This window comes from Frigidibacter sp. ROC022 (genome assembly GCF_024723735.1).
GTDB lineage: Bacteria > Pseudomonadota > Alphaproteobacteria > Rhodobacterales > Rhodobacteraceae > SLM-1.
Genome location: NZ_JANQDU010000003.1, coordinates 590,706 through 612,692, shown reverse-complemented (window position 1 = coordinate 612,692; position 21,987 = coordinate 590,706). Strand labels below are relative to the sequence as shown.

Annotated in this window: 18 protein-coding genes; 4 read left to right on the top strand and 14 right to left on the bottom strand. The window is 68.0% G+C overall.

Going from position 1 to position 21,987, the window contains the following annotated elements; translation table 11 throughout:
- Positions 1–27 precede the first annotated feature (27 nt).
- From NUW50_RS14765 to NUW50_RS14755, 3 genes are read left to right on the top strand one after another with little or no spacing between them, the layout of a single operon-like run.
- Entirely contained in the window at positions 28–1,887 is a 1,860-nt protein-coding gene (locus NUW50_RS14765; RefSeq protein ID WP_258289900.1) for a peptidylprolyl isomerase, read from the top strand.
- Between the two features lies 1 nt (position 1,888).
- A complete protein-coding gene (gene trpE / locus NUW50_RS14760) occupies positions 1,889–3,394 on the top strand; it encodes an anthranilate synthase component I (RefSeq protein WP_258289899.1) in 1,506 nt (501 codons plus the stop codon).
- Between the two features lie 47 nt (positions 3,395–3,441).
- Positions 3,442–3,777, top strand: a complete 336-nt coding sequence (locus NUW50_RS14755) for a cupin domain-containing protein (protein WP_258289898.1) — start codon at positions 3,442–3,444, stop codon at positions 3,775–3,777.
- 72 nt (positions 3,778–3,849) lie between these two features.
- Here the strand turns inward: NUW50_RS14755 and NUW50_RS14750 are convergent, their stop codons facing one another.
- The 5 genes from NUW50_RS14750 to NUW50_RS14730 all read right to left on the bottom strand — a co-directional run bounded on the left by NUW50_RS14750 (position 3,850) and on the right by NUW50_RS14730 (position 10,234).
- Entirely contained in the window at positions 3,850–5,247 is a 1,398-nt protein-coding gene (locus NUW50_RS14750; protein ID WP_258289897.1) for a TRAP transporter large permease, read from the bottom strand.
- Positions 5,248–5,250: 3 nt separating this feature from the next.
- Positions 5,251–5,943, bottom strand: a complete 693-nt coding sequence (locus tag NUW50_RS14745) for a TRAP transporter small permease (RefSeq protein ID WP_258289896.1) — start codon at positions 5,941–5,943, stop codon at positions 5,251–5,253.
- Between the two features lie 75 nt (positions 5,944–6,018).
- Positions 6,019–7,023 (bottom strand): TRAP transporter substrate-binding protein, encoded by a 1,005-nt coding sequence (locus NUW50_RS14740; protein WP_275982130.1) that lies wholly within the window; start codon positions 7,021–7,023, stop codon positions 6,019–6,021.
- A 251-nt stretch (positions 7,024–7,274) separates the two neighbouring features.
- The gene (locus tag NUW50_RS14735) at positions 7,275–8,510 is read right to left on the bottom strand and encodes a sigma-54-dependent transcriptional regulator (RefSeq protein ID WP_258289895.1); all 1,236 of its coding nucleotides are present in this window, start codon (positions 8,508–8,510) and stop codon (positions 7,275–7,277) included.
- Positions 8,507–10,234: a sensor histidine kinase gene (locus NUW50_RS14730; RefSeq protein WP_258289894.1), complete on the bottom strand. Its 1,728-nt coding sequence runs from the start codon at positions 10,232–10,234 to the stop codon at positions 8,507–8,509. The genes NUW50_RS14735 and NUW50_RS14730 overlap by 4 nt, the downstream gene beginning before the upstream one ends.
- 59 nt (positions 10,235–10,293) lie before the next feature.
- On the opposite strand from NUW50_RS14730, the gene NUW50_RS14725 reads away from it, so the two are divergent.
- Complete coding sequence (locus NUW50_RS14725; protein ID WP_258289893.1) at positions 10,294–11,475, top strand: cytochrome P450; 1,182 nt, start codon at positions 10,294–10,296, stop codon at positions 11,473–11,475.
- A gap of 50 nt (positions 11,476–11,525) precedes the next feature.
- Here NUW50_RS14725 and NUW50_RS14720 read toward each other — a convergent pair whose 3' ends face one another.
- From NUW50_RS14720 to NUW50_RS14680, 9 genes are all read right to left on the bottom strand, one after another.
- Entirely contained in the window at positions 11,526–12,131 is a 606-nt protein-coding gene (locus NUW50_RS14720) for a biotin transporter BioY (protein WP_258289892.1), read from the bottom strand.
- Entirely contained in the window at positions 12,116–12,598 is a 483-nt protein-coding gene (locus NUW50_RS14715; RefSeq protein WP_258290157.1) for a DUF6314 family protein, read from the bottom strand. Before NUW50_RS14715 ends, NUW50_RS14720 begins: the two co-directional genes overlap by 16 nt.
- Positions 12,599–12,600: 2 nt before the next feature.
- Positions 12,601–12,891 (bottom strand): DUF1330 domain-containing protein, encoded by a 291-nt coding sequence (locus tag NUW50_RS14710; RefSeq protein ID WP_258289891.1) that lies wholly within the window; start codon positions 12,889–12,891, stop codon positions 12,601–12,603.
- 2 nt (positions 12,892–12,893) lie between these two features.
- Positions 12,894–15,548, bottom strand: a complete 2,655-nt coding sequence (gene alaS / locus NUW50_RS14705) for an alanine--tRNA ligase (protein ID WP_258289890.1) — start codon at positions 15,546–15,548, stop codon at positions 12,894–12,896.
- Positions 15,549–15,728: 180 nt separating this feature from the next.
- Positions 15,729–16,790, bottom strand: a complete 1,062-nt coding sequence (gene recA / locus NUW50_RS14700; RefSeq protein WP_258289889.1) for a recombinase RecA — start codon at positions 16,788–16,790, stop codon at positions 15,729–15,731.
- Positions 16,791–17,004: 214 nt separating this feature from the next.
- The gene (locus NUW50_RS14695; RefSeq protein ID WP_258289888.1) at positions 17,005–19,248 is read right to left on the bottom strand and encodes an ATP-binding protein; all 2,244 of its coding nucleotides are present in this window, start codon (positions 19,246–19,248) and stop codon (positions 17,005–17,007) included.
- Between the two features lie 156 nt (positions 19,249–19,404).
- A complete protein-coding gene (locus NUW50_RS14690) occupies positions 19,405–20,577 on the bottom strand; it encodes an RsmB/NOP family class I SAM-dependent RNA methyltransferase (protein ID WP_258289887.1) in 1,173 nt (390 codons plus the stop codon).
- A gap of 63 nt (positions 20,578–20,640) precedes the next feature.
- Positions 20,641–20,946 (bottom strand): antibiotic biosynthesis monooxygenase family protein, encoded by a 306-nt coding sequence (locus NUW50_RS14685; RefSeq protein WP_258289886.1) that lies wholly within the window; start codon positions 20,944–20,946, stop codon positions 20,641–20,643.
- A 99-nt stretch (positions 20,947–21,045) separates the two neighbouring features.
- On the bottom strand, positions 21,046–21,984 hold the full coding sequence (locus NUW50_RS14680) for a ribokinase (protein ID WP_258289885.1): 939 nt from the start codon (positions 21,982–21,984) through the stop codon (positions 21,046–21,048).
- Positions 21,985–21,987 lie beyond the last annotated feature (3 nt).

Here is a 21,987-nt window from a genome sequence, read left to right as displayed (position 1 = left end):
AACCACCGCGGGGAGCACAAAAACACCATGGCCAACAACAAAGCGAAAGGCGCCTCGCGCACCGTCGTCTGGATCATTCTGCTGCTGCTCGTGATCGGCCTCGGTGGCTTTGGCGCGGTCAACTTTTCCGGCAATGTCCGGGCCGTCGGCTCGGTCGGGGACACGCCGATCCCGGTGTCGCGCTATCAGCGGCAATTGCGCCAGGACCTGCTGACCCTTCAACAGCAGACCGGGATGAATCTCGGGATTGCCGAGGCCAAGAGCTTCGGCCTCGATCGCGCCGCACTGGCCAAGGTCGTGGACCAGGTCGCGCTGGAAAACGAAGCCACCCGGATGGGTCTGTCGGTCGGCGATGTCGAGGTGCAGAAACGGCTGACCCAGATCGCCGATTTCCAGGGCTTCGACGGCAAGTTCGACCCGCAGGTCTATCGCGACACCCTGTCGCGTGCCGGGATCGCCGTCGGCACCTTCGAGGACGAGATTCGCGCCACCGCCGCCCGGGGCCTGCTGGCCCGCGCCATCGGCACCGGCGTCGCGATGCCGGAGCAGATGACCGAGTCGGTCTACAACTGGGCCGGAGAGCGGCGCAGCTTCGTCTGGACCGAACTCACCGCCAGCGACCTGCCGGAACCGATCCCCGAACCCTCCGACGCCGATCTGAAGGACTGGTACGACTCCCACGCCGATCTCTACACCCTGCCCGAGGCGCGGCGGATCACCTATGCCTGGATCACCCCGTCGATGCTGGTCGACAAGGTCGATGTGGACGAGGACGCGCTGCGCAAGCTCTACGATTCCCGTGCCGCCGAATATCACAAGCCCGAACGCCGGCTGGTCGAGCGGCTGGCCTTCGGCACCGAGGAAGAGGCCCAGGCGGCGATGGAGGCCATCGCCAAGGGCGAGACCGATTTCGAGACCCTGGTGGAAGAGCGCGGGCTGACCCTTGACGACGTCAATCTCGATGAAGTGACCCGGGAAGACCTCGGCCCTGCCGGCGACGCGGTCTTCGCGCTGTCCGAACCTGGCCTGGCCGGGCCGGTGGAGACCGATCTGGGGCCGGCGATCTTCCGGGTCAACGCGATCCTCGACGCCACCGACACCCCCTACGAGGATGTCCGCGACGAGTTGAAGAACGACTATGCCACGGACCGCGCGCGGCGGATGATCCAGGACATGACCGAGCAGGTGAACGACCTGCTGGCCAGCGGCGCGACGCTGGAGGACCTGGCCGGCGAAACCGATCTCGAACTTGGCACCATCGACTACACCGATGCGATGTCGGACGGGCTGGCCGGCTATGCCGCCTTCCGCCAGACCGCCGCCACCGTGACGACCGAGGACTTCCCGGAAGCCATCGCGCTGGACGACGGCGGGCTCTTCGCCATGCGGCTCGACAAGATCATCCCGCCGACCCTGCAGCCCCAGGACGAGGTGCAGGACAAGGTGGCCGCCGACTGGAAGGCCGCCGAGACCAAGACGGCGCTGGAGGCCCTGGCCGACGAACTGCTGCCGCGGATCGAGTCGGGCGAGGATCCCGCGTCCTTCGGGCTCACCGTCAACCACGAGGATGCGCTGACCCGCGATGCCTATCTGGCCGATGTGCCCACCGGGCTGGTCGCCAAGGCCTTCGAACTCGCCCCCGGAACCGCCGCCCGGATCGACGGCACCGAGGGCACCCCGACCGTGGCCCTGGTCCGCACCGACGAGGTGCTGCCGCCGGACCCCGAGAACACCGACCTGCTGGCCGCCCGCGAGGAATACGCCCGGCAGATGGATGATCAGCTCACCGGCGATCTGGTGGATGCCTTCACCGCCGCGGTGCGCGAAACCGCCGGCATCAAGATCGACGAAGCCGCGGTGAACGCCGTCAACGCGAGCTTCCAGTAACATGCTGGCGCCCGATTTCCCGAGTTTCGAGGCCGCATGGGCGCGCGGCGAAAACCAGGTGGTCCACACCCGCCTGGCCGCCGATCTGGACACGCCGGTCTCGCTGATGCTGAAACTGGCGGCGGCGCAGACCAACAGCTTCATGCTGGAAAGCGTCACCGGCGGCGAGGTGCGGGGCCGCTATTCGATCGTCGGAATGAAACCCGACCTGATCTGGGAATGCCGCGGCGAGACCAGCCGGCTGAACCGTCAGGCCCGCTATGACGCCGAGGCGTTCGAACCGGTGCCGGGGCCGCCGCTGGATGCACTCCGGGCGCTGATCGCCGAAAGCCGGATCGTGCTTCCCGAGGGCCTGCCGCAGGCCGCGGCGGGGCTGTTCGGCTTTCTCGGCTATGACATGATCCGGCTGGTCGAGCATCTGCCCGACTGCCCGCCCGACAAGCTCGGCCTGCCCGATGCGGTGATGCTGCGGCCCTCGGTCGTGGCGGTTCTGGACGGGGTCCGCGGCGACGTGACGGTGGTGGCGCCGGCCTTCCAGTCCTCGGGGCTGAGCGCCCGCGCCGCCTATGCCCAGGCCGCAGAGCGGGTGATGGACGCGGTGCGCGACCTGGAACGCGGCACCACCGACAGCAGCCGCGATCTGGGCGAGGCCATGCCCGACAGCGAACCGCGTTCGAATTTCACCCGCGAGGGCTACAAGGCAGCCGTCGAGAAGGCCAAGGACTATATCCGCGCCGGCGACATCTTCCAGGTCGTGCCCTCGCAACGCTGGGCGATGGAGTTTCCGCTGCCGCCCTTCGCGCTCTACCGCAGCCTGCGGCGCACCAATCCCTCGCCCTTCATGTTCTTCTTCAACTTCGGCGGTTTCCAGGTCATCGGCGCCTCGCCGGAAATCCTGGTGCGGGTCTTCGGCGGCGAGATCACCGTCCGGCCGATCGCCGGCACCCGCCCGCGCGGGCTGACGCCCGAGGCCGACAAGGCGCATGAGAAGGACCTGCTGGCCGACAAGAAGGAACTGGCCGAGCATCTGATGCTGCTCGACCTCGGCCGCAACGATGTCGGCCGGGTGGCGCGGATCGGCACCGTGCATCCGACCGAGAAATTCATCGTCGAACGCTATTCCCATGTCATGCACATCGTCTCCAACGTGGTCGGAGAGCTGGCCCCCGAACATGATGCGCTGTCGGCGCTGCTGGCCGGGATGCCCGCCGGCACCGTCTCGGGCGCGCCCAAGGTCCGGGCGATGGAGATCATCGACGAGCTGGAACCCGAAAAGCGCGGCGTCTATGGCGGCGCGGTCGGCTATTTCTCCTCGGGCGGCGACATGGACATGTGCATCGCGCTGCGCACCGCGGTGCTGAAGGACGAGACGCTCTACATCCAGGCCGGCGGCGGCGTGGTCTATGACAGCGACCCGGATGCCGAGTTCGAGGAAACCGTGAACAAGGCCCGCGCCATTCGCCGGGCCGCGGCGGATGCCGGGCTGTTCACCCGCTCGGGGAACTGACCGGACCGGCCGCGCCCGCCGCCTCTCCGGCCCACAGGAAGGACGCCATGGACTTTCCCGCCTTCATCGACGCGCTGCCCCGCATCGCCATCCCCTTCCCCGAATCCGCGGTCTCGGCCCGGGCGATCCGCTCGGACCGGGGGCTGGTGGTGTTCTTCTCGTTTCACGAGGATGTCGAACTGCCGCCGCACAGCCATCTGGCGCAATGGGGCACGCTGGTCGCGGGCGAGGCCGAGATCAGCATCGCCGGAACGCCCCGCACCATGCGCCCCGGCGACACATGGGACATTCCGGCGGGGGTCGAGCATTCGGTGCGCATCAAGGCCGGCGCCCGCGCCATCGACGTCTTCGAAGAGCCCGACCGCTACCCGCTGCGGCCCTGATCCCGGCTTTACCTTGGAAATATCCTCGGGGGGTCCGGGGGGCAGACAGCCCCCCGGCGGCCGTCCCCGGCCCTATTTCACGATGATCTCCGGCCCCATCCACATGGTCGGCAGCCAGGTAGAGATGAAGGGCACATAGGTCACCAGCAGCAGGAAAACGAAGAGGATGCCCAGGAAGGGCAGCGCCGCCCGGACCACGGCCATCATCGACATCCCCGCCACGCCCGAGGTGACGAAGAGATTCAGCCCCACCGGCGGGGTGATCATCCCGATCTCCATGTTCACCACCATGATGACGCCCAGATGGATCGGGTCGATGCCCAACTGGATCGCGATCGGGAAGACCAGCGGCGCCACGATCACGATCAGCCCCGAAGGCTCCATGAACTGGCCGCCGATCAGCAGGATCACGTTGACCACGACCAGGAACATGATCGGCCCCAGCCCCCATTGCAGCATCGCGCCCGCGACATGCTGCGGCACCTGCTCGTCGGTCAGGACATGTTTCAGGATCAGCGCATTGGCGATGATGAACATCAGCATGATGGTCAGCCGCCCGGCCTCGACCAGGGTCTGGCGGGTGTCGGCATGGAAGAACACAGTGACCAGCGCCCAGGGCCGCGACCAGAGCGGCGCCAGCGCGCTGTCGCCGTCCCGCGCCGCCAGCGGCCCCATGTCGCGATAGACGAAGCTGGCGATCAGGAAGGCATAGATCGCCGCCACCGCCGCCGCCTCGGTCGGGGTGAAGATCGCCGCCGTCAGCCCCGGCACGCCGTAGATGCCGACCATGATGATGACGATCAGCATCAGCCCCCAGAAGGCATCCGCGAAGGAGGCCCCGACCTCGCCCCAGCCAAGCCACTCGCCCTTGGGCATGTTCTTGACCCGGGCCATGACATAGATCGTGGTCATCAGCATGGCGCCGGCCAGCATGCCGGGGATCACCCCGGCCAAGAACATCCGCCCGACCGAGACATCGGTGGCCGAGGCATAGACGACCATGACGATCGAGGGCGGGATCAGGATGCCCAGCGTGCCGGCGTTGCAGATCACGCCGGCGGCGAATTCCTTGGTATAGCCGGCCGTCTTCATCGCCGCGATGACGATCGAGCCGATGGCCACCACGGTCGCCGGGGACGAGCCCGACAGGGCCGCGAACAGCATGCAGGCGAAGACCCCGGCAATCGCCAGCCCGCCGCGCAGGTGGCCGACGCAGGCGATCGAGAAGCGGATGATCCGCCGCGCCACGCCGCCGGTGGACATGAAGGCCGAGGCCAGCACGAAGAAGGGGATCGCCAGCAGCGTCGGATGCCCGGCCATGGCGTTGTAGAGCTGCGCCGCGATCGAGGCCAGCGAAGTGTCGGAATACATCAGCAGGAAGCCGATGGAGGACAGCCCCAGGGCCACGGCGATCGGCACCCCGATCAACAGCAGCGCCACCACCATGACGAAGAGAAGGACGACTTCCATGGCCTAGATCTCCGCGTCGCGATGGGCGGCCACGTCTTCGACCGCGTCTTCGGCTTCATGGCTGACGATCAGGTTCTCCTGCCGACCGGCGAATATCCGCGCCGTGGCCTCGATGATCCGCCACAGGATCAGCAGCGCCGACAGCGGCAGGATCACGTAGGGCACCACGCGCGGCAGCTTGGAATAGGTCTCGCCCTGGTTGATCGCCCCTTCCAGCCAGCGCAGCCAGGACAGCATCGGCACCTGATCGGTCTCGAAGAAGGCCCGGTCGCGGGTATTGGGGTCGAAGCCGGTGGGGAACCAGCGGCCGGTGGTTTCGGGCAGCGCCGCGAAGGGCGCCCAATAGTCCCAGGCGCCTTTCAGGATCAGCAGCGCGTAGAACACGCAGACCAGCGCCGAGAGCATCCCCATCAGCCGCCGTGGCCCGGGCGAAAGGATGTTCAGCATCGCATCGACGCCCAGATGCATCGTCACCTTGAAACCATAGGCGATGCCGAACAGCACCAGCCAGGCAAAGAGGATCGAGACGACCTCCAGGCTCCAGATGTTCAGGCCGTTGAACACATAGCGCAGGACCACGTTGACGAAGGTCAGGATCGTCATCATGCCCAGAAGAAAGGCGATCATGCCCTCCTCGAACCCGTGCACCAGGCGTCCGAGGCGGCCTTTCGGCTCATATCTTGGATTGCCCGACATGTTCCCTCCCCCTCCCAGGTATGGGAACGGCCCCGCAGGGCCGTCCCGGTTCTTATACCGTGAAACCGGCGAAATTCACATCGCGTCGTTGGCGGCCTGCGCGGCGGCGATGTTCTCGGCCCCCACTTCATCTTCGAACTGGGCCCAGACCGGCTTCATCGCCTCGACCCAGGCAGCGCGCTGCTCGGGCGTCAGCTCGACGATCTTGCTGCCGGCATCGAGGATCGCCTGACGGGCTTCCAGATCGACCTTGGTGACGGCGGCGTTGCGCTCGGCGGTCACTTCCAGGACGATGGTGTGCAGCTGGTCACGCACCTCAGGGTCGAGCCCGTCCCACCAGTCGGCCGAGGTCACGACCATGTAGTCGATGATGCCGTGGTTGGTCTCGGTGATGCCGTCCTGCACCTCAAAGAACTTCTGGCCGTAGATGTTCGACCAGGTGTTCTCCTGCCCGTCGACGACGCCGGTCTGAAGCGCGCCATAGACTTCGGCGAAGGCCATCGGCTGGGCGGTTGCGCCCAGGGCCTGCATCTGCGCCACCAGCACGTCCGAGGGCTGCACCCGGAACTTCAGGCCCTTGGCGTCTTCCGGCAGCAGCAGCGGCTTGTTGGCCGAGATCTGCTTCATCCCGTTATGCCAGTAGCCCAGCCCCAGGATCCCGCGCCGGGTCATGCCGGTCAGCATCTTCTGGCCGGTTTCCGAGGCCTGGAACCGATCCACCGCGGCAATGTCCTTGAACATGAACGGCAGGTCGAACAGGCGGAACTGCTTGGTGATCGGTTCGAACAGCGACAGCGAGGGCGCCGCCATCTGCACGTCGCCCTGCAGCATCGCCTCCAGCACCTTCTCGTCGGTGTAGAGGGTCGAGTTCGGGAACACCTCCATGCAGGCCTTGCCGTCCATTTCGGCATTCACCCGGGTTTTCAGCAGCTCGGCCGCGAGTCCCTTGGGGTGCTTGTCGGTGTTGGTGACATGGCTGAACTTGATGACGATCTCACCGTCGTCGCAGCCCATCGGGTCTGCCATGGCAGCGCCCGACAGCAGGGCCACGGCGGCAACGGTAGTGGACAGAAACTTCATGATAGTCCTCCCAGACAATTTGCGAAGCCGCCCCTGCGGACGGTTCTGCGACAGGGATAGGGCAAGTCGCGCAACCATCAAGGAATTGTGAAAGGCTGCGACATCCTGGACTCGTGCCCAGTTATTTCAAAGGCTTGCGCTGCATTCTTGAAGTAACCTGGCAGGCCGCGCGGGCAGAGCGGGCGGCACACCGCACAGAAGTGACACGGGTTGTGCGAAAATCCGCACAACCCCGGCGGGCCCATGCCGGCTCAGTCAGAATCGCGGAAGGTATCGGCCCGCAGCCCGTAGCGGGCCAGCTTGTCATAGAAGGTCTTGCGCGGCAGCCGCAGCGCCTCGGCCGCCGCGCTGGCATGCCCGCCGGCCCGTTGCAGTGCCGCGACCAGCAGGCTGCGCTCGATCTGGGCCATCTGCTCGGCCAGGCCCAGCCGGTCGTCCGGGGTCGGCGCGTCGGGCAAGCCCATGGCAAAGCGCATCGCCGCATTCATCAGCGACCGCGAATTGCCGGGCCAGTCCTGCGCCATCAGCCGGGCGATGACCTGCGGCGTGATCTCGGGTTCGGGCAGCGCCGCCTGTTCGCAGGCGGTCGCGACGAAATGGCGGAACAGGATCGGGATATCCCCCGGCCGCTCGGACAGGGCCGGAATCCGGACCCGGAGCAGGTCGAGCCGGTAGAACAGATCGGGGTTGAAGCGGCCCGCCTCGGCCTCGGCCCCGAGATCGCGATAGGTGCCGGCGATGACCCGGGCGCCGGGCTGGCTTTCCAACGCCGCCAGCAGCGCAAACTGGGTCGGTGGCGACAGCGCCGCCACCTCGTCGATGAACAGCGTCCCGCCCTGGGCCTGTTCGAAGGCGGCGTCCAGCGTCTCGGGCAAAAGCGCGGCGGCGGAATACTTGGCAAAGCTGCGCGCCGCGGCCCCGGACAGCAGGTGGATCACCTCGGCCACCTTGGCGGTGCCACCGCCGGGCGGTCCCGAGACCAGCACCTCGGCCCCCGAACGCGCCGCCGCCCGGGCCCGCGCCCGCAGTTCCTGCGCCGCCGGGGAATCGCCGACCAGCATCCGTTCCGCGGCATCCCCGGACTCGATCTGGCGCCGCAGGCGCCGGTTCTCCAGCACCAGCGCCCGGGTCTTGCGGGCCTTCTCGACCACGGCGACGAGGTCCTTGGGCGCGCAGGGCTTTTCCAGGAAATCGAAGGCGCCCGAGGACATCCCCCGCACCGCCTGCGGCACGTCGCCTTCGCCGGTGAGCAGGATCACCGGCAGGTCGCAATCGACCTCCTGCGCATAGGCCAGCAGATGGAACCCGTCGCGCCCCGGCATCCGGATGTCCGACAGGATCACCCCGTCGAAATCCGCATGAATGTGGTCCTTGGCCTCCACGAAGGACCCCGCCAGCAACGGCGTCAGCCCGGCCAGGTCGAGCGTCTGGCCGATCGCCTCGCGCACCGCGGGATCGTCATCCACCACCAGAACCATCCGGGTCATGCTGCCTGCTCCGCTTCTGCCGGTTGCAATTCGACGGTGAACTCGGCCCCGCCTTCGGGCCGGTTGCGGCCCCGGATCCTGCCGCCGAAGCTCTGGATCAGGCCGTAGCTGATCGACAGGCCCAGGCCCATGCCCTCGGTCGGGCCGACATCCTTGGTCGAATAGAACGGGTCGAACACCCGGCCCGGATCGGCGATCCCCGGCCCGGTATCGGCGATGGTCAGGCAGACCGGCCCCGGCCCCTGATCCACCCGCAGGCTCAGCGTGCCGCCGCCCTGCGCCTCCATCGCCTCGATGGCATTCGAAACGAGGTTCATCGCCACCTGCTGCAACCGGACCTCGCCGCCGCGCACCCAGACCGGTCCGGGCGCCTGCCAGTCGAGCGTCACACCCACCGTGCGCATCCGCACCTCGGTCAGTTCCAGCACCGCCGTCAGCACCGCCGTCAGGTCCACCGCCCGGATCGCCGCCGGCTCGGCCCGGGCGAAGGCGCGGAGGTTCTTGATGATCCGCCCCATCCGCCGCGCCAGTTCCGCGATCCGCTCCAGGTTCTCGCCGGCCTTGGCGCTGTCGCCACGTTCGAGATAGAGCACCGCATTCTCGGCAAAGCTGCGGATCGCCATCAGGGGCTGGTTCAGCTCATGGCTGATCCCGGCCGAAATCCGGCCCAGGGCCGAAAGCTTGCCGGCCTGGATAAGGTCTTCCTGCGCCCGCTTCAGCCGCACCTCGGCCGCCTGCCGTTCCGCCACCTCGAGCCGCAGGCTCTCGTTGGCTTCCGACAATTCGCGGGTCCGCTCGGTGACACGGGCTTCGAGCTGGGCCTTCGAGCGTTCCTCGGCCAGCAGCTGCATGGCCAGGTGCTTGCGCCGCTCGGAGGCCAGGAACAGCAGCGCCCCGAAGGCCAGGCAGAGCGCACCCGCCACCGCCCCCTGCCACAGCGCCAGCGTCACCGCCGGGGCGGTGTCGAGCAACAGCTCTCCGGTCAGGCCGATCACCGGCAGGTCCTGGGTCAGATGCAGGGCGCGGGCGGGCAGGAACCGGGCCGTCGAGGACCAGAGTTCATGCGTCCCGAACCAGGTGATCGCATGGGCGGGAAAGTCCCCGTCCCGGCTGCGGCCCACCAGTTCCGGGCGGTTGGCGATGAAGATCAGCCCCTCGGCATCCGAGAAGAACACCGGCGAGGGATCGGCCGGCCAGGAGCCTTCGATCGCCGCCGCATCCACCGCCACCATGACGGCCCCCGCCGCGGCGCCGCCGGGGCGAAACACCGGCGCCGCGAAGACATAGACCCGCGGCGGCCCGGTGACGCGGCCCTGCCCCAGGGCCCCGGTCATGGCGCGGAAGAACTCATCCGGCCCGGTCAGCGCCGTCGCGCCGCCCGAAGAGGCCAGCAGGCGGCCGTCCCCGCCCACCAGGTCGATCTGCCAGGCACCGGTCTTGTCGGCGGTCTCGCGCAGCAGCCGCGTCGCCTCGGCATCCTCCCGGCCCTGCAGCGCAAGCGGCACCAGGACCGGGTGATCGGCCATCAGCACCGCCAGTTCGCGAAAGCCCTGCAGCTGGCTTTGCAGCCGGTCCGAGGCCAGTGCCAGATCGGCGCGGCCACGTTCCTCCAGCTGCTCCAGCGCCGCCCGCAAGCCGACCCAAGCCACGCCCCCGGCAAAGGCGGCGGTGGCCAGCAGGAACAGCGCCAGGATCCCGGCTCGACGGATCGGATCGGCTCTCATCGCCTCAGCATTGCGCGACGGGCTTGCAAAAGCCAGAGCCTTGCTTTCAGTCTCCGCCCATGCAGCACCTGTCCCAAAGCCCGACCGAACCCGCCTTCGTGCAGAACCCCTATGCCTTCTACGCCCGGGCCCGCGCCGCCGGCGATCTGGTCTGGTGGGATGACTATGACCTGCCCTGCGCCACCTCGGCGCGGGCGGTGAACGCCTTTCTGCGCGACCGCCGTTTCGGCCGCGAAGCACCGCCGGACCACGCGCCGGAGATCGCCCCCCATACCGCCGCCTTCTATGCCATCGAGGCGCATTCGATGCTGGAACTGGAACCGCCCCGGCACACCAAGCTGCGCGGTGCCGTGCTGCGGGCCTTCACCTCGCGCCGGATCGCCCGGCTGACCGACGGGATCGAGGCGCTGACCCATGAGTGCCTGACCCGCGCCATCGACACGGGCGGGCCCTTCGACCTGATCGAGGCGCTGGCCAAGCCGCTGCCGGTCATCACCATTGCCCGCCTGCTGGGGGTGCCGGAAAGCATGGCCGAGCAGTTGCTGGCCTGGTCGAATGCCATGGTCGGCATGTATCAGGCGCGCCGCACCGGGGCCATGGAAGAGGCGGCCAATACCGCCGCCGCCGAGTTTGCCGCCTTCATCCGCGACTATACCGCGCAACGCCGCCGGGCGCCGGCCGACGACCTGATCTCGGAACTGCTGACCCCCGGCCCCGAGGCGCTGAGCGAGGACGAGTTGATCTCGACCTGCATCCTCCTGCTCAATGCCGGACACGAAGCGACGGTTCACACGCTGGGCAACGGGGTCAAGGCGCTGCTGGAACACCGGACCTCGACGCTGGCGCTGTCACCCGACCGGGTCGGCGCCACGGTCGAGGAAATCCTGCGTTACGACCCGCCGCTGCATTTCTTCGCCCGCTGGGCCTATGAGGATGTCGAGGCTTTCGGCCATCGTTTCGCCCCCGGGGACCGGGTCGCCTGCCTGCTGGCCTCGGCCAATCGCGACCCCGCGCTCTGGCCCGATCCCGACCGCTTCGACCCCGACCGGGGGGTGAAGGCGAATGCCAGCTTCGGGGTCGGGATCCATTTCTGCGTCGGCGCGCCACTGGCCCGGCTGGAACTGCGCAGCGCCCTGCCCATCCTCTTTGCCCGGCTGCCCGAGCTGCGGATCACCGAACCGCCGGTCTACGCCAACCTCTACCATTTCCACGGGCTGGAACGGCTGATGGTGCAGGGCTGAAACGCAAACGGAGGGCCGAAGCCCTCCGCGCAAGGTCGCATGGATCGGTCTCAGCTGCGGGCCGAACCGACGGCCTTCCAGATCGCCGGGAACAGCACCGCCGCCAGCGCCAGTTTCGCGGCGTCGAAGGTCAGGAAATTGGTCATGCCCCATTGCCAGACCCAGGCCGCGCCCTTGGTTTCGCCGAACAGGTGGAACATCCAGGGCATCCCGAAGGCATAGACGATCGCGTTGCCGATCAGCATCGCCAGCGCCATCCAGCCAAAGCTGCGGTCCCAGCCACGCCGGGCCAGCCAGCCCATGACGCCCGCCGCCACCACGAAGCCGACCAGATAGCCGCCGGTCGCGCCCATCATGTAGGACAGCCCGTGGCTTTCGGCGGAAGAGGAGGTGAAGACGTCAAAGCCCAGGGCCCCGATCAGCAGGTAGCCGAGCATCGTCACCAGGCCCAGCCGCATCCCGTAGGCGGCCCCCACCGAGAGCACCACGAAGGTCTGCATCGTCGCCGGCACCGGCCAGAACGGCACCCTGATCTTCGCGGCGATGATCATCGCGGCGATTCCCGCGATCACCAGCGCGGCCTGCTTGGTCCGCAATCCGGCCCCGCTGCGGGCACCGAATGTCTCGGTCAGCACGACGTTCATTGTTCCGGCCATTCCCAAGTCTCCTGTCGGTTTTTCTTGTCCTGCCCGCTTTCGCCGTCTGACGCAAGGGCGGCGCTGTCGCGTGCGTGCCGGCTGCGCATGACATAGTCCTTGCGCGGTCCGGTCACCCGCCAGCAGCTGCTCCAGATCGGCCAGGCGCTGAAGTCATAGATGACACGGTAGAGGTCCGGCGCGCAATCGTGCCGGGCACCTGGCTGTTCGGCCGAGGGGTCGAAGCGGTGAAACGGACGGCCATCGCCGAAGAACACCGCGATCCCGGCCCCGTCCTGGCGCCAGAGCGTCCGCCGCTCGCCGCGGATCGGCGCCTGCCCCGGCAGCCGCAGGTCCGAGATTTCCATGGCCTCAAGACCGTCCCGGTCCGGCGTGAAGCTCAGCGTCCCCTCGGCCCGGGCGGTCACGACCCCGTTGGAATCACAGACCTGACGCCGGAACAGCCAGCGGCCCTGGAACGCGGACAGCCTCAGTCTTCAAGCTCCTCGACCACCACCAGATCGCGCTCGGCTGCGTTCTTGGCATGGACCAGCGCCGCCTGATACTCGGGCGAGTTGTAGCAATCGACCGCCGCCTGAAGGCTGGGAAAGCGTGCCACCACGTTGCGGGCCCTGTCGCGCCCCTCAAGCTGCACATGCTGGCCCGAGCGGGCAAGGAACTTGCCGCCGAAAGCCTCGATCGCGCCGCCGGCAAGCTTGGCGTATTTCAGATAGGATTCCGGGTCCGTCACATGAACATTGGCGATCCACAAAGCGGTCATTCTCAGCCCTCCAGCAGTTTTTCGGCCGCCGCAATCGCTTGCGGCGCATTCGAGGTATCGCGGGCACCGCCCTGCGCCATGTCGGGACGGCCACCGCCGCCCTTGCCGCCCAGAGCCTCGACCGCCGCGCGGGTCAGGTCAACGGCGCTGATCCGGTCGGTCAGATCCGCCGTGACGCCCGCCGCGACCGCCGCCTTGCCATCGGACTCGGCAATCAGCAGCACCGCGCCAGAGCCCAGCCGGTCCTTGTGCGCGTCGATCAGCGGCGGCAGATCACGCCCGGAAACACCTTGAAGAACCTGCGCGAGAAATTTGATTCCATTGATGGATTTAGCCTCGGGCGCAGCCCCTTCGCCGCCGCCCATCGCCAGTTCGCGGCGCAGTTGTGCAACCTCGTTCTGCAGGGCGCGACGTTCCTCCATCAGCGCCTTCACACGCTCCGGCACCTCGGCCGCCGGCGCCTTCAGCGCCGCGGCGACCTCGGCCAGCCGCCCGGCCTCGCCGGTCAGATGGTCCAGCGCCGCCTGACCGGTCAGCGCCTCGATCCGCCGCACGCCCGAGGACGAGGCCTGATCGCCCAGCACCACGAAGGCGCCGATCTCGCCCAGTCGCCCGACATGGGTGCCGCCGCACAGTTCCAGCGACCAGGTCTTGCCATCGGCCCCCTTGCCGGTGTCGGCGCGGCCCATCGCGACCACGCGCACCTCGTCGCCGTATTTCTCGCCGAACAGCGCCTGCGCCCCGATCGCCCGCGCCTCGTCCGGGGTCATGATCCGGGTCTCGACCGGCGCATTCTGCCGGATGAACTTGTTCACCAGCCCCTCGACCCGCGCCAGTTCTTCCGGCGAGACCGCCTTGGAATGCGCGAAATCGAAGCGCAGCCGGTCCGGCGCGTTCAGCGAGCCGCGCTGCGCCACATGGTCGCCCAGCGTTTCGCGCAGCGCCTCGTTCAGCAGGTGGGTGGCCGAGTGATTGGCCCGGATCGCGCCGCGCCGCGCGTGATCGACCTCAAGCACCGCGGCCTGGCCCTTGGCGATCCTGCCCTCCGTCACCTCGGCGAAATGCACGAAGACACCGGCCGACTTCTGCACGTCGGTGATCTTCGCACGCCCGGTCTCTGTCACCAGGGTGCCGGTGTCGCCGACCTGCCCGCCGGCCTCGGCATAGAACGGTGTCTGGTTCAGCATCAGCTGGACCTTGTCACCCTTGCCGGCATCGTACAGTTCGGCGCCGTCGCGGACCAGCGCCAGAAGCTGGCCCTCGGCCTGTTCGGTGTCATAGCCCAGAAACTCGGTATGGCCCCGGCTTTCGGCCAGATCGAACCAGATCGCCGCTTCCCTGGTCTCGCCCGAGCCTGCCCAGCTGGCCCGCGCCTTGGCCTTCTGCTCGGCCATCGCGGCATTGAAGCCCTCGATATCCACCGAGCGGCCCTTCTCGCGCAGCGCGTCCTCGGTCAGGTCCAACGGGAAGCCGTAGGTGTCATAGAGCTTGAAGGCAGCCTCGCCCGGCAGTTTCGAGCCCTCGGGCAGCTTGGCCAGTTCGTCGTCCAGCAGCCGCAACCCGCGTTCCAGCGTCTGCTTGAAGCGGGTCTCCTCGGATTTCAGCGTTTCCTCGATCAGGCTGCGCGCCCGGCCCAGTTCGCCATAGGCAGCGCCCATCTCCTGCACCAGGCTGCCGACAAGCCGGTGCATCACCGGTTCGCTCGCCCCGGTCTGATGCGCATGCCGCATGGCGCGGCGCATGATCCGGCGCAGCACATAGCCGCGGCCCTCGTTCGACGGCATCACCCCGTCGGCGATCAGGAAGGAGGAGGAGCGCAGATGGTCGGCGATCACCCGGTGGTGGAACTTCTGCGGCCCGTCCGGGTCGGTCCCGGTCGCCAGTGCGCTGGCCTCGACCAGCGCCCGCAGCGTATCGGTGTCGAACACGTCCTGCTTGCCCTGCAGCACCGAGCCGATCCGCTCCAGCCCCATGCCGGTGTCGATCGACGGGTTCGGCAGAGGCTTGCGGCTGCCGTCCTCGAACTGCTCGAACTGCATGAAGACATTGTTCCAGATCTCGACATAGCGATCGCCGTCCTCGTCCGGGCTGCCCGGCGGGCCACCGGCGACATCCGGGCCGTAGTCATAGAAGATCTCGGTGCAGGGGCCGCAGGGACCGGTCGGCCCCATCATCCAGAAATTGTCATTGGTGGGGATCCGGATGATCCGCTCGTCCGGCAGGCCCGAGACCTTCTTCCACAGCGTCGCGGCCTCGTCATCGGTATGATAGACGGTGACGCTGAGCCGTTCCGGCGGCAGGTCGAAGCCCTTGGTCAGCAGTTCCCAGGAGAAGGGGATCGCCTGATCCTTGAAATAGTCGCCGAAGGAGAAATTGCCGAGCATCTCGAAGAAGGTCAGGTGCCGGGCCGTGTAGCCGACATTGTCGAGATCGTTGTGCTTGCCGCCGGCCCGGACGCATTTCTGCGAGGTGACGGCGCGGCTGTAGTCGCGGTGCTCGGCGCCGGTGAAGAGGTTCTTGAACTGGACCATGCCCGCGTTGGTGAACATCAGGGTCGGGTCGTTGCGCGGGACCAGGGGGGACGAGGCAACTTCCGTATGCCCCTGACGGATGAAATAGTCGAGGAACGTGCGGCGGATATCGTTCAGGCTGGTCATGTCTTCGGTCCCGGTTCAGGTCGGGTTCCTGTATCGCCTGCTCCCCCGGCTGTCCACTGGCAGAGGCGGAATGGCCGGGGTGAACCGGGGCTGCGAACAGGAAAGCGGCGCCCGGGGCGCCGCTGCCGCTGTGTTCCGTTTCCGGCCAAGGCGCCGGGGGCGTCCCGCCCGGCGGCCGGGTCAGCCTTCCATGACCTCGCCATCCTCCGGATCGACGGTGAGGTCGAGCCCGTGGCTGGCCCGGATCTTGTCCTCGATGTCGTTCGAAATCTCCGGGTTTTCCTTGAGGAACGCCTTGGCATTCTCGCGGCCCTGGCCGATGCGTTCGTCGCCATAGGAATACCAGGCACCGGATTTCTCGACCACGCCGGCCTTGACGCCGAGGTCCAGTATCTCGCCGGTCTTGGAAATCCCTTCGCCATACATGATGTCGAATTCGACCTGCTTGAACGGCGGCGCCACCTTGTTCTTCACCACCTTGACCCTGGTGGAGTTGCCGATGACCTCGTCGCGGTCCTTGATCGAGCCGGTCCGGCGGATGTCGAGCCGGACCGAGGAGTAGAATTTCAACGCATTGCCGCCGGTCGTGGTCTCGGGCGAGCCGAACATCACGCCGATCTTCATCCGGATCTGGTTGATGAAGATCACCATGCATTTCGAACGGTTGATCGAGCCGGTCAGCTTGCGCATCGCCTGACTCATCAGCCGGGCCTGGCTGCCCATCTGCATGTCGCCCATGTCGCCTTCGAGTTCAGACTTCGGGGTCAGGGCCGCGACCGAATCGACCACCACCATGCTGACCGCCCCCGAGCGCACCAGCGTATCGACGATCTCCAGCGCCTGTTCGCCAGTGTCGGGCTGCGAGATCAGCAGTTCGTCCAGATTCACCCCCAGCTTGCGGGCATAGAGCGGGTCGAGCGCGTGTTCGGCATCGACAAAGGCGCAGACGCCGCCCTTCTTCTGCTCTTCGGCGATGCAATGCAGGGTCAGCGTCGTCTTGCCCGAGCTTTCCGGCCCGTAGATCTCGATGATCCGGCCATTCGGCAGCCCGCCGATGCCCAGGGCGATGTCGAGCCCGAGCGAGCCGGTCGAGGTGGCGGCGATCTCGGCCACCGGATTGTCGGCCCCGAGCCGCATGATCGACCCTTTGCCGAACTGCCGTTCGATCTGGGCCAGGGCCGAATCGAGGGCCTTCTGCTTCTCGACCGTGCGCTTGTCGTTCATTTCCAGAATCTCTGCCATGATTTCACCTGTCCTTGTTCCACACCCCGGCGGTCGGGTCCACCACCACCTGCGCGATTGTTCCGCTTATGTTCTGATCTCCTTATGAGCACAAAACCGGAACATTTCAACCATAAACTTGCGACCCCAGCCTGCGACGGAATGATTAACAGTGCGTTACCGCATGCCCCTGCCCGGCGGACTCTGCGGCCCTGCCGGCCGGCGGGAGCGCGCCTCAGTGCAATTGCTGCGTGACCGTGTTCGTCAGTTCGCTGAGCGAGAACGGCTTGGGGAGGAACACGGCATTGGGGATCCGGGCCTGATGCTCGGCCACCGAATCCTCGGCATAGCCCGAGACGAAGACCACCCGCACCCCGGGCCGGTCCTCCAGCGCCTGCGCCACCCATGTCGGGCCGTCCAGCCCCGGCATCACCACATCGGTGACGAAGACGTCGATCACCAGGTCGGGGTCTTCCAGGATCTGCAGCGCCTCTTCGGCATTGGCGGCCTCGATCACGGTAAAGCCGCGCAGCCGCAGCGCCCGGCTGGCAAAGGCCCGCACCGGCGCCTCGTCCTCGACCAGCAGCACCACCCCGCCCTTCTGCGGATGGGTGGGCTTCGGCAGCGTCTCGGCGGCCGGTTCGGCCACATCGGGGGCCGCATGAAAGACCGGCAGATAGAGCGAGAACTCGGTGCCCTTGCCCAGGGCCGAGTCGACAAAGATGAAGCCGCCCGACTGCTTGACGATCCCGTAGGCGGTGGACAGGCCCAGCCCGGTTCCGTCACCGGTCTTCTTGGTCGTGTAGAACGGCTCGAAGATCTTCGAGACCTTGTCGGGCGGGATGCCCGTGCCCTCGTCGGCGACCCGGATCACCACATAGTCCCCCGCCGGCACCGTGGCACGGTCGCGGCTCATCTCTTCGGTGAGGGTCCGCGCCTCGGCGGTGATCCGCACCGTGCCGCCGGAAGGCATCGCGTCGCGGGCATTCACCACGAGGTTCATCATCACCTGTTCGAACTGCCGCTTGTCGGCCCGGATCGTCGGCAACCCGTCGGCCGGGTCCAGTTCCAGCCGCACCTTCTCGCCCACCAGCCGGTTCAGAAGATGCGCATGATCGGCCAGAACGTCGCGCAGGTTCAGGACCTGCGGTTGCAGGTTCTGCTTGCGCGAGAAGGCCAGCAGCTGCCCGACCAGAGCCGCCGCCCGATTGGCGTTCTGGCTGATCTGGATCAGGTCGGCATAGTCGCTGTCGGTGGCGTCATGACGCAGCAACAACAGGTCGCAATGCCCTGAAATCGCTGTCAGAAGATTGTTGAAATCATGCGCCACCCCGCCCGCCAGCTGGCCGATGGCCTGCATCTTCTGGCTTTGTACGAATTGCGCCTCAAGCGTCTTCAGCTCGGTTGCATCGTTCAGCACCGCCACCAGTTCGGCCCCTTTCGGGGTCTCGACCCGGCCGAGGCGGACCTGCAGGTAGAGCTCGCGGTCATCGCGCCGGACCCGCACCACTTCCGGCTGTTTCTGGCCCTGGCCGCGGGCGGCCTCGCCCATCCAGTCGGTGATCGAGCGGCCCAGCCCCTCGACCAGTTCCGACATCGACCGGCCCTCGGGCGTCCCCGGCCCCAGCAGGTCGCGGGCGCGGCGGTTGGCGATCAGCACCCGCCCTTCGGCGGTCAGCTTCAGCATCGGCACCGGGAAGTCGTCGGCCAGCGACCAGTTTGAGGCGTCATCCTCGGCCTCGGCCGGGAACAGGTAGATCTCGCGCCGTCCGGTCGGGCCCGAGAATTCCGCCACCCGACAGCGCAGCCGGCCGCCTTCGGCAGTGGCCACCTCATGCACCTGGCCGGGGCGCAGCGGCAGATCGTTGAACACCCGGTCCAGCGTCGTCTCGCGCCCGCCGGCCAGCCGCCGCATCGCGTCGTTCATGTAGAGCACGGCGCCGGACTTGGAGGCCGTCAGCATCGGCAGGCCGATCGACTCGGGCGCCTTGACGCTGCCCCGCTCGACCAGATCCTCGAGCCGCCACAGGAAGCCGTCCGGCCCCAGCCGATGCACCGACAGCCGGATATGGCCGCGCCGCATCACCACATCCTCGCGCGCCGCGCCCTTGCCCTGGGCCCGGCTCTGCAACCGGTAGAGCACCGCCGACGGCGATGCGAAGGTATCGCCCAGTGCCGCGACAAGCGTCTGCCCGTCGGCCCCGCCGAACCGCTGCACCGCCGCCGGATTGCGATAGCCGATCCGGCCTTCGCTGTCGGTGGTGAAACTGGGCGAGGCATCATGTTCCAGGAACCCGGCCACGGTATCGAACAGGTTCTTGCGGGCCCGCAGATAGCGCCGCGCCAGATAGCGGACCACCAGCGTCACCCCCAGCAGCACCGCCCCGGATTCGACCGAGACCAGGCCGACATACCGGTCAGGCAGATAGGCCCCGGCGGCAATCGCGCCGACCGAGACCAGGAGCAGCGGAATGGCCATGGGGTTCAGCCGGACGGCGGCGCGTGTCAGCGAATGCGGCGATAGCGCGGTTGGTGTCACCGATGCCCCCCAAGGTGTGATTCGAGCCTTGGTCCATGGAGGACGAATATCGTTAACCGTCGCTTAAGCGATCTCCGCCCGCCACCAGGAGTTGCATCAAGCCTGCTGTGCCCGCGCAAGGATTTCAACGGAAAACCCGTCTCCGGCTGGTCCGGGCAGGAAAGTCCGGCGCAGCCGGCTCTGCCAGCCCGGGCTGCGCGACAGGAACGATTCAACCGGGGCGCGGGTCTCGGCGGACAGGATCGAGCAGGTGACAAAGGCCAGCCTGCCGCCCGGCGCGGTCAGTGCCGCGGCGGCGTCGAGCACCTCGGCCTGCACCCGGCCCAGCTCGGCCAGCCGCTCGGGGGTCAGCGCCCATTTCGCCATCGGGTCGCGGCGCCAGGTGCCCGAGCCGGAACAGGGCGCATCGACCAGCACCAGCGGCCAGGGCCCCAGCCCCGGCAGCGCCGCGGTGGCGGCCCGGGCAATCGACAGGCCGGCGCGGGCGGCGCGCGGCTCCAGATCGCGCATCCGCCCCGGGGCCACGTCATGCGCGGTGACCTTGGCGCCCAGGTCGGCCAGATGCAGCGCCTTGCCGCCGGCCCCGGCGCAATAGTCCAGCACGTCGAGCCCGGCGAGATCGCCAAGGCTCAGCGTCACCGCCTGGCTGGCGGCATCCTGCAATTCGACCAGACCTTCGGACAGGGCTATCGATCTGGACACTTTTCGTGTATTTTCAATTACTTCAAGAGCACAGTCAAAGTCATCATGCGGCCGGGTGGCGATCCCCTCGGCGGCGAGGCTGGCGGCGGCCTCGGCAATACTGGCCCGGCTCCGGTTCACCCGCAGCCAGACCGGGGCGCGGCTCTGGCAGGCTTCCAGCACCGGCACCAGATCATCCCCCAGATCGTCGCTCAGCTGCGGCCAGAGCCAGTCCGGCACATCCAGCCGCACCGGGTCCGGCGCGCTGTCCAGCGGCTGCCCGGCCTCGCCGGGGGAAAGCGGCGGCGGCGCGAAACGATCGCCGGTGAACAGCGTCTCGGGGGCCTCGCCCGCAAGCCGCAACAGCCCCAGCACCAGCCCGCGCCCGGTCTCGGCGCCGCCGACCCATGCGGCGGAGCGGCGCCGGCGCAGGGCCTGATAGACCCGGTCGCGCACCGCGTGCCGGTCGCCCGACCCGGCATAGCGATTAGCCCGGCCCCAGCCGGTCAGGGCGGGTTCCGGCGCGGCGCCCGCAAGAATGCGGTCAAGCACCTCGATGGCGGCGGAAAGGCGGGCAGCAGGGGTCATGGCGCGCTCAAAGCTCCGGGGCGGCGAATTGTCAATGCAAGGCGCCGGCGCGACCCGGTCGGCTCAGAACAGCTCGGCGTCCATCGGGATCGCGTAATGCAGCGCCGAAGGCGGCACGGCAAAGCAGTCCTGCACCAGATCGCGCCATTCCTGCAGCAGCGGCGACTTGCGGAAGCCCTCCATATGCGCCTCCAGCGTTTCCCAGCGGATCAGCAGCTGGTAGAGCCCCGGTTCCTCGATGCAGGCGCCAAGCTCCATCCCCAGACAGCCCGGAGCCCGGCGGAACACCGCCCGCGCCTTCGAGACCCCGGCCTCGAACGCCGCCGCCGTGTCCGGCTTGATCCGGATCGTCACCATTTCGATAATCATATCTCGCGCCTTTCTCCTGGGCCTCGTGTCGGCCAATCCCTAGATGCTTTCGCCGCCGACCGGAACGCCCGCCGCGCCGATTTTCGCCGTTGCCAGCTGTCAACCAGCCGAACCGCGCAGCAGCGCGTCGATCTCGGCCCGGTCGGGCATCGCGGCCGCGGCGCCGGGCCGGGTCACCGAAATCCCTGCCGCCGCACAGCCGAAACGGGCGGCCTCGGCGGGCGGGCGGCCCTCGGCCAGCGCCAGGGCGAAACTGCCGTTGAACGCGTCTCCGGCGCCTGTCGTGTCGGCCACCGCGCCGGCGCTGAAGGCCGGGATATGCCGCGCACCGGAGGCATCGACGAGCAGCACCCCCTGGGCGCCCAGCGTCATCACCGCGCCCCCGGCCCCCTGCCCGATCAACGCCCGTGCCGCGGCTTCGGCGCTGGCGAGATCGGTTACCGCGATGCCGGTCAGGGCCTCGGCTTCGGTCTCGTTCGGGGTGACCCAGTCGCAAAGCGCCAGAAACCCCTCGGGCAGCGCCGCGGCGGGGGCCGGGTTGAGGATCGTCACCGCGCCCCCGGCCCGGGCCAGTTCCAGCGCCCGGCGGGCGGCGGGCAGCGGCTGTTCGAGTTGGGTGACAAAGACCGTGGCGCCGCCGATCAGCCCGGCCTGCGCCTCGGCATCCCGGGGGCCGAGATCGGCCGCCGCGCCCGGCGCCACGATGATCGCGTTGTCGCCGGTCTCGGTCGAGACGAAGATGAAGGCGGCCCCGGTATAGGCCTGCGGATCGCGGGTGACGGCGGGCCGGACCCCGGCCCGGGCCCAGACCTGATCGGCCAGCCGGGCGAAATCGTCCTCGCCGGTGCGGGTGATGAAATGCACTTCGGGACCATCCGCCCCGGACGCCAGCCCCGCCGCCACCGCCTGGTTCGAGCCCTTGCCCCCCGGCCCGAGCGCGAACCCCTGCCCCAGCAGCGTCTCGCCGATCTTCGGCAGCCGCGGCGCACGATAGGCGGTGTCGGCGACGAAAATCCCCAGAATGACGACCGAAGCCATGCC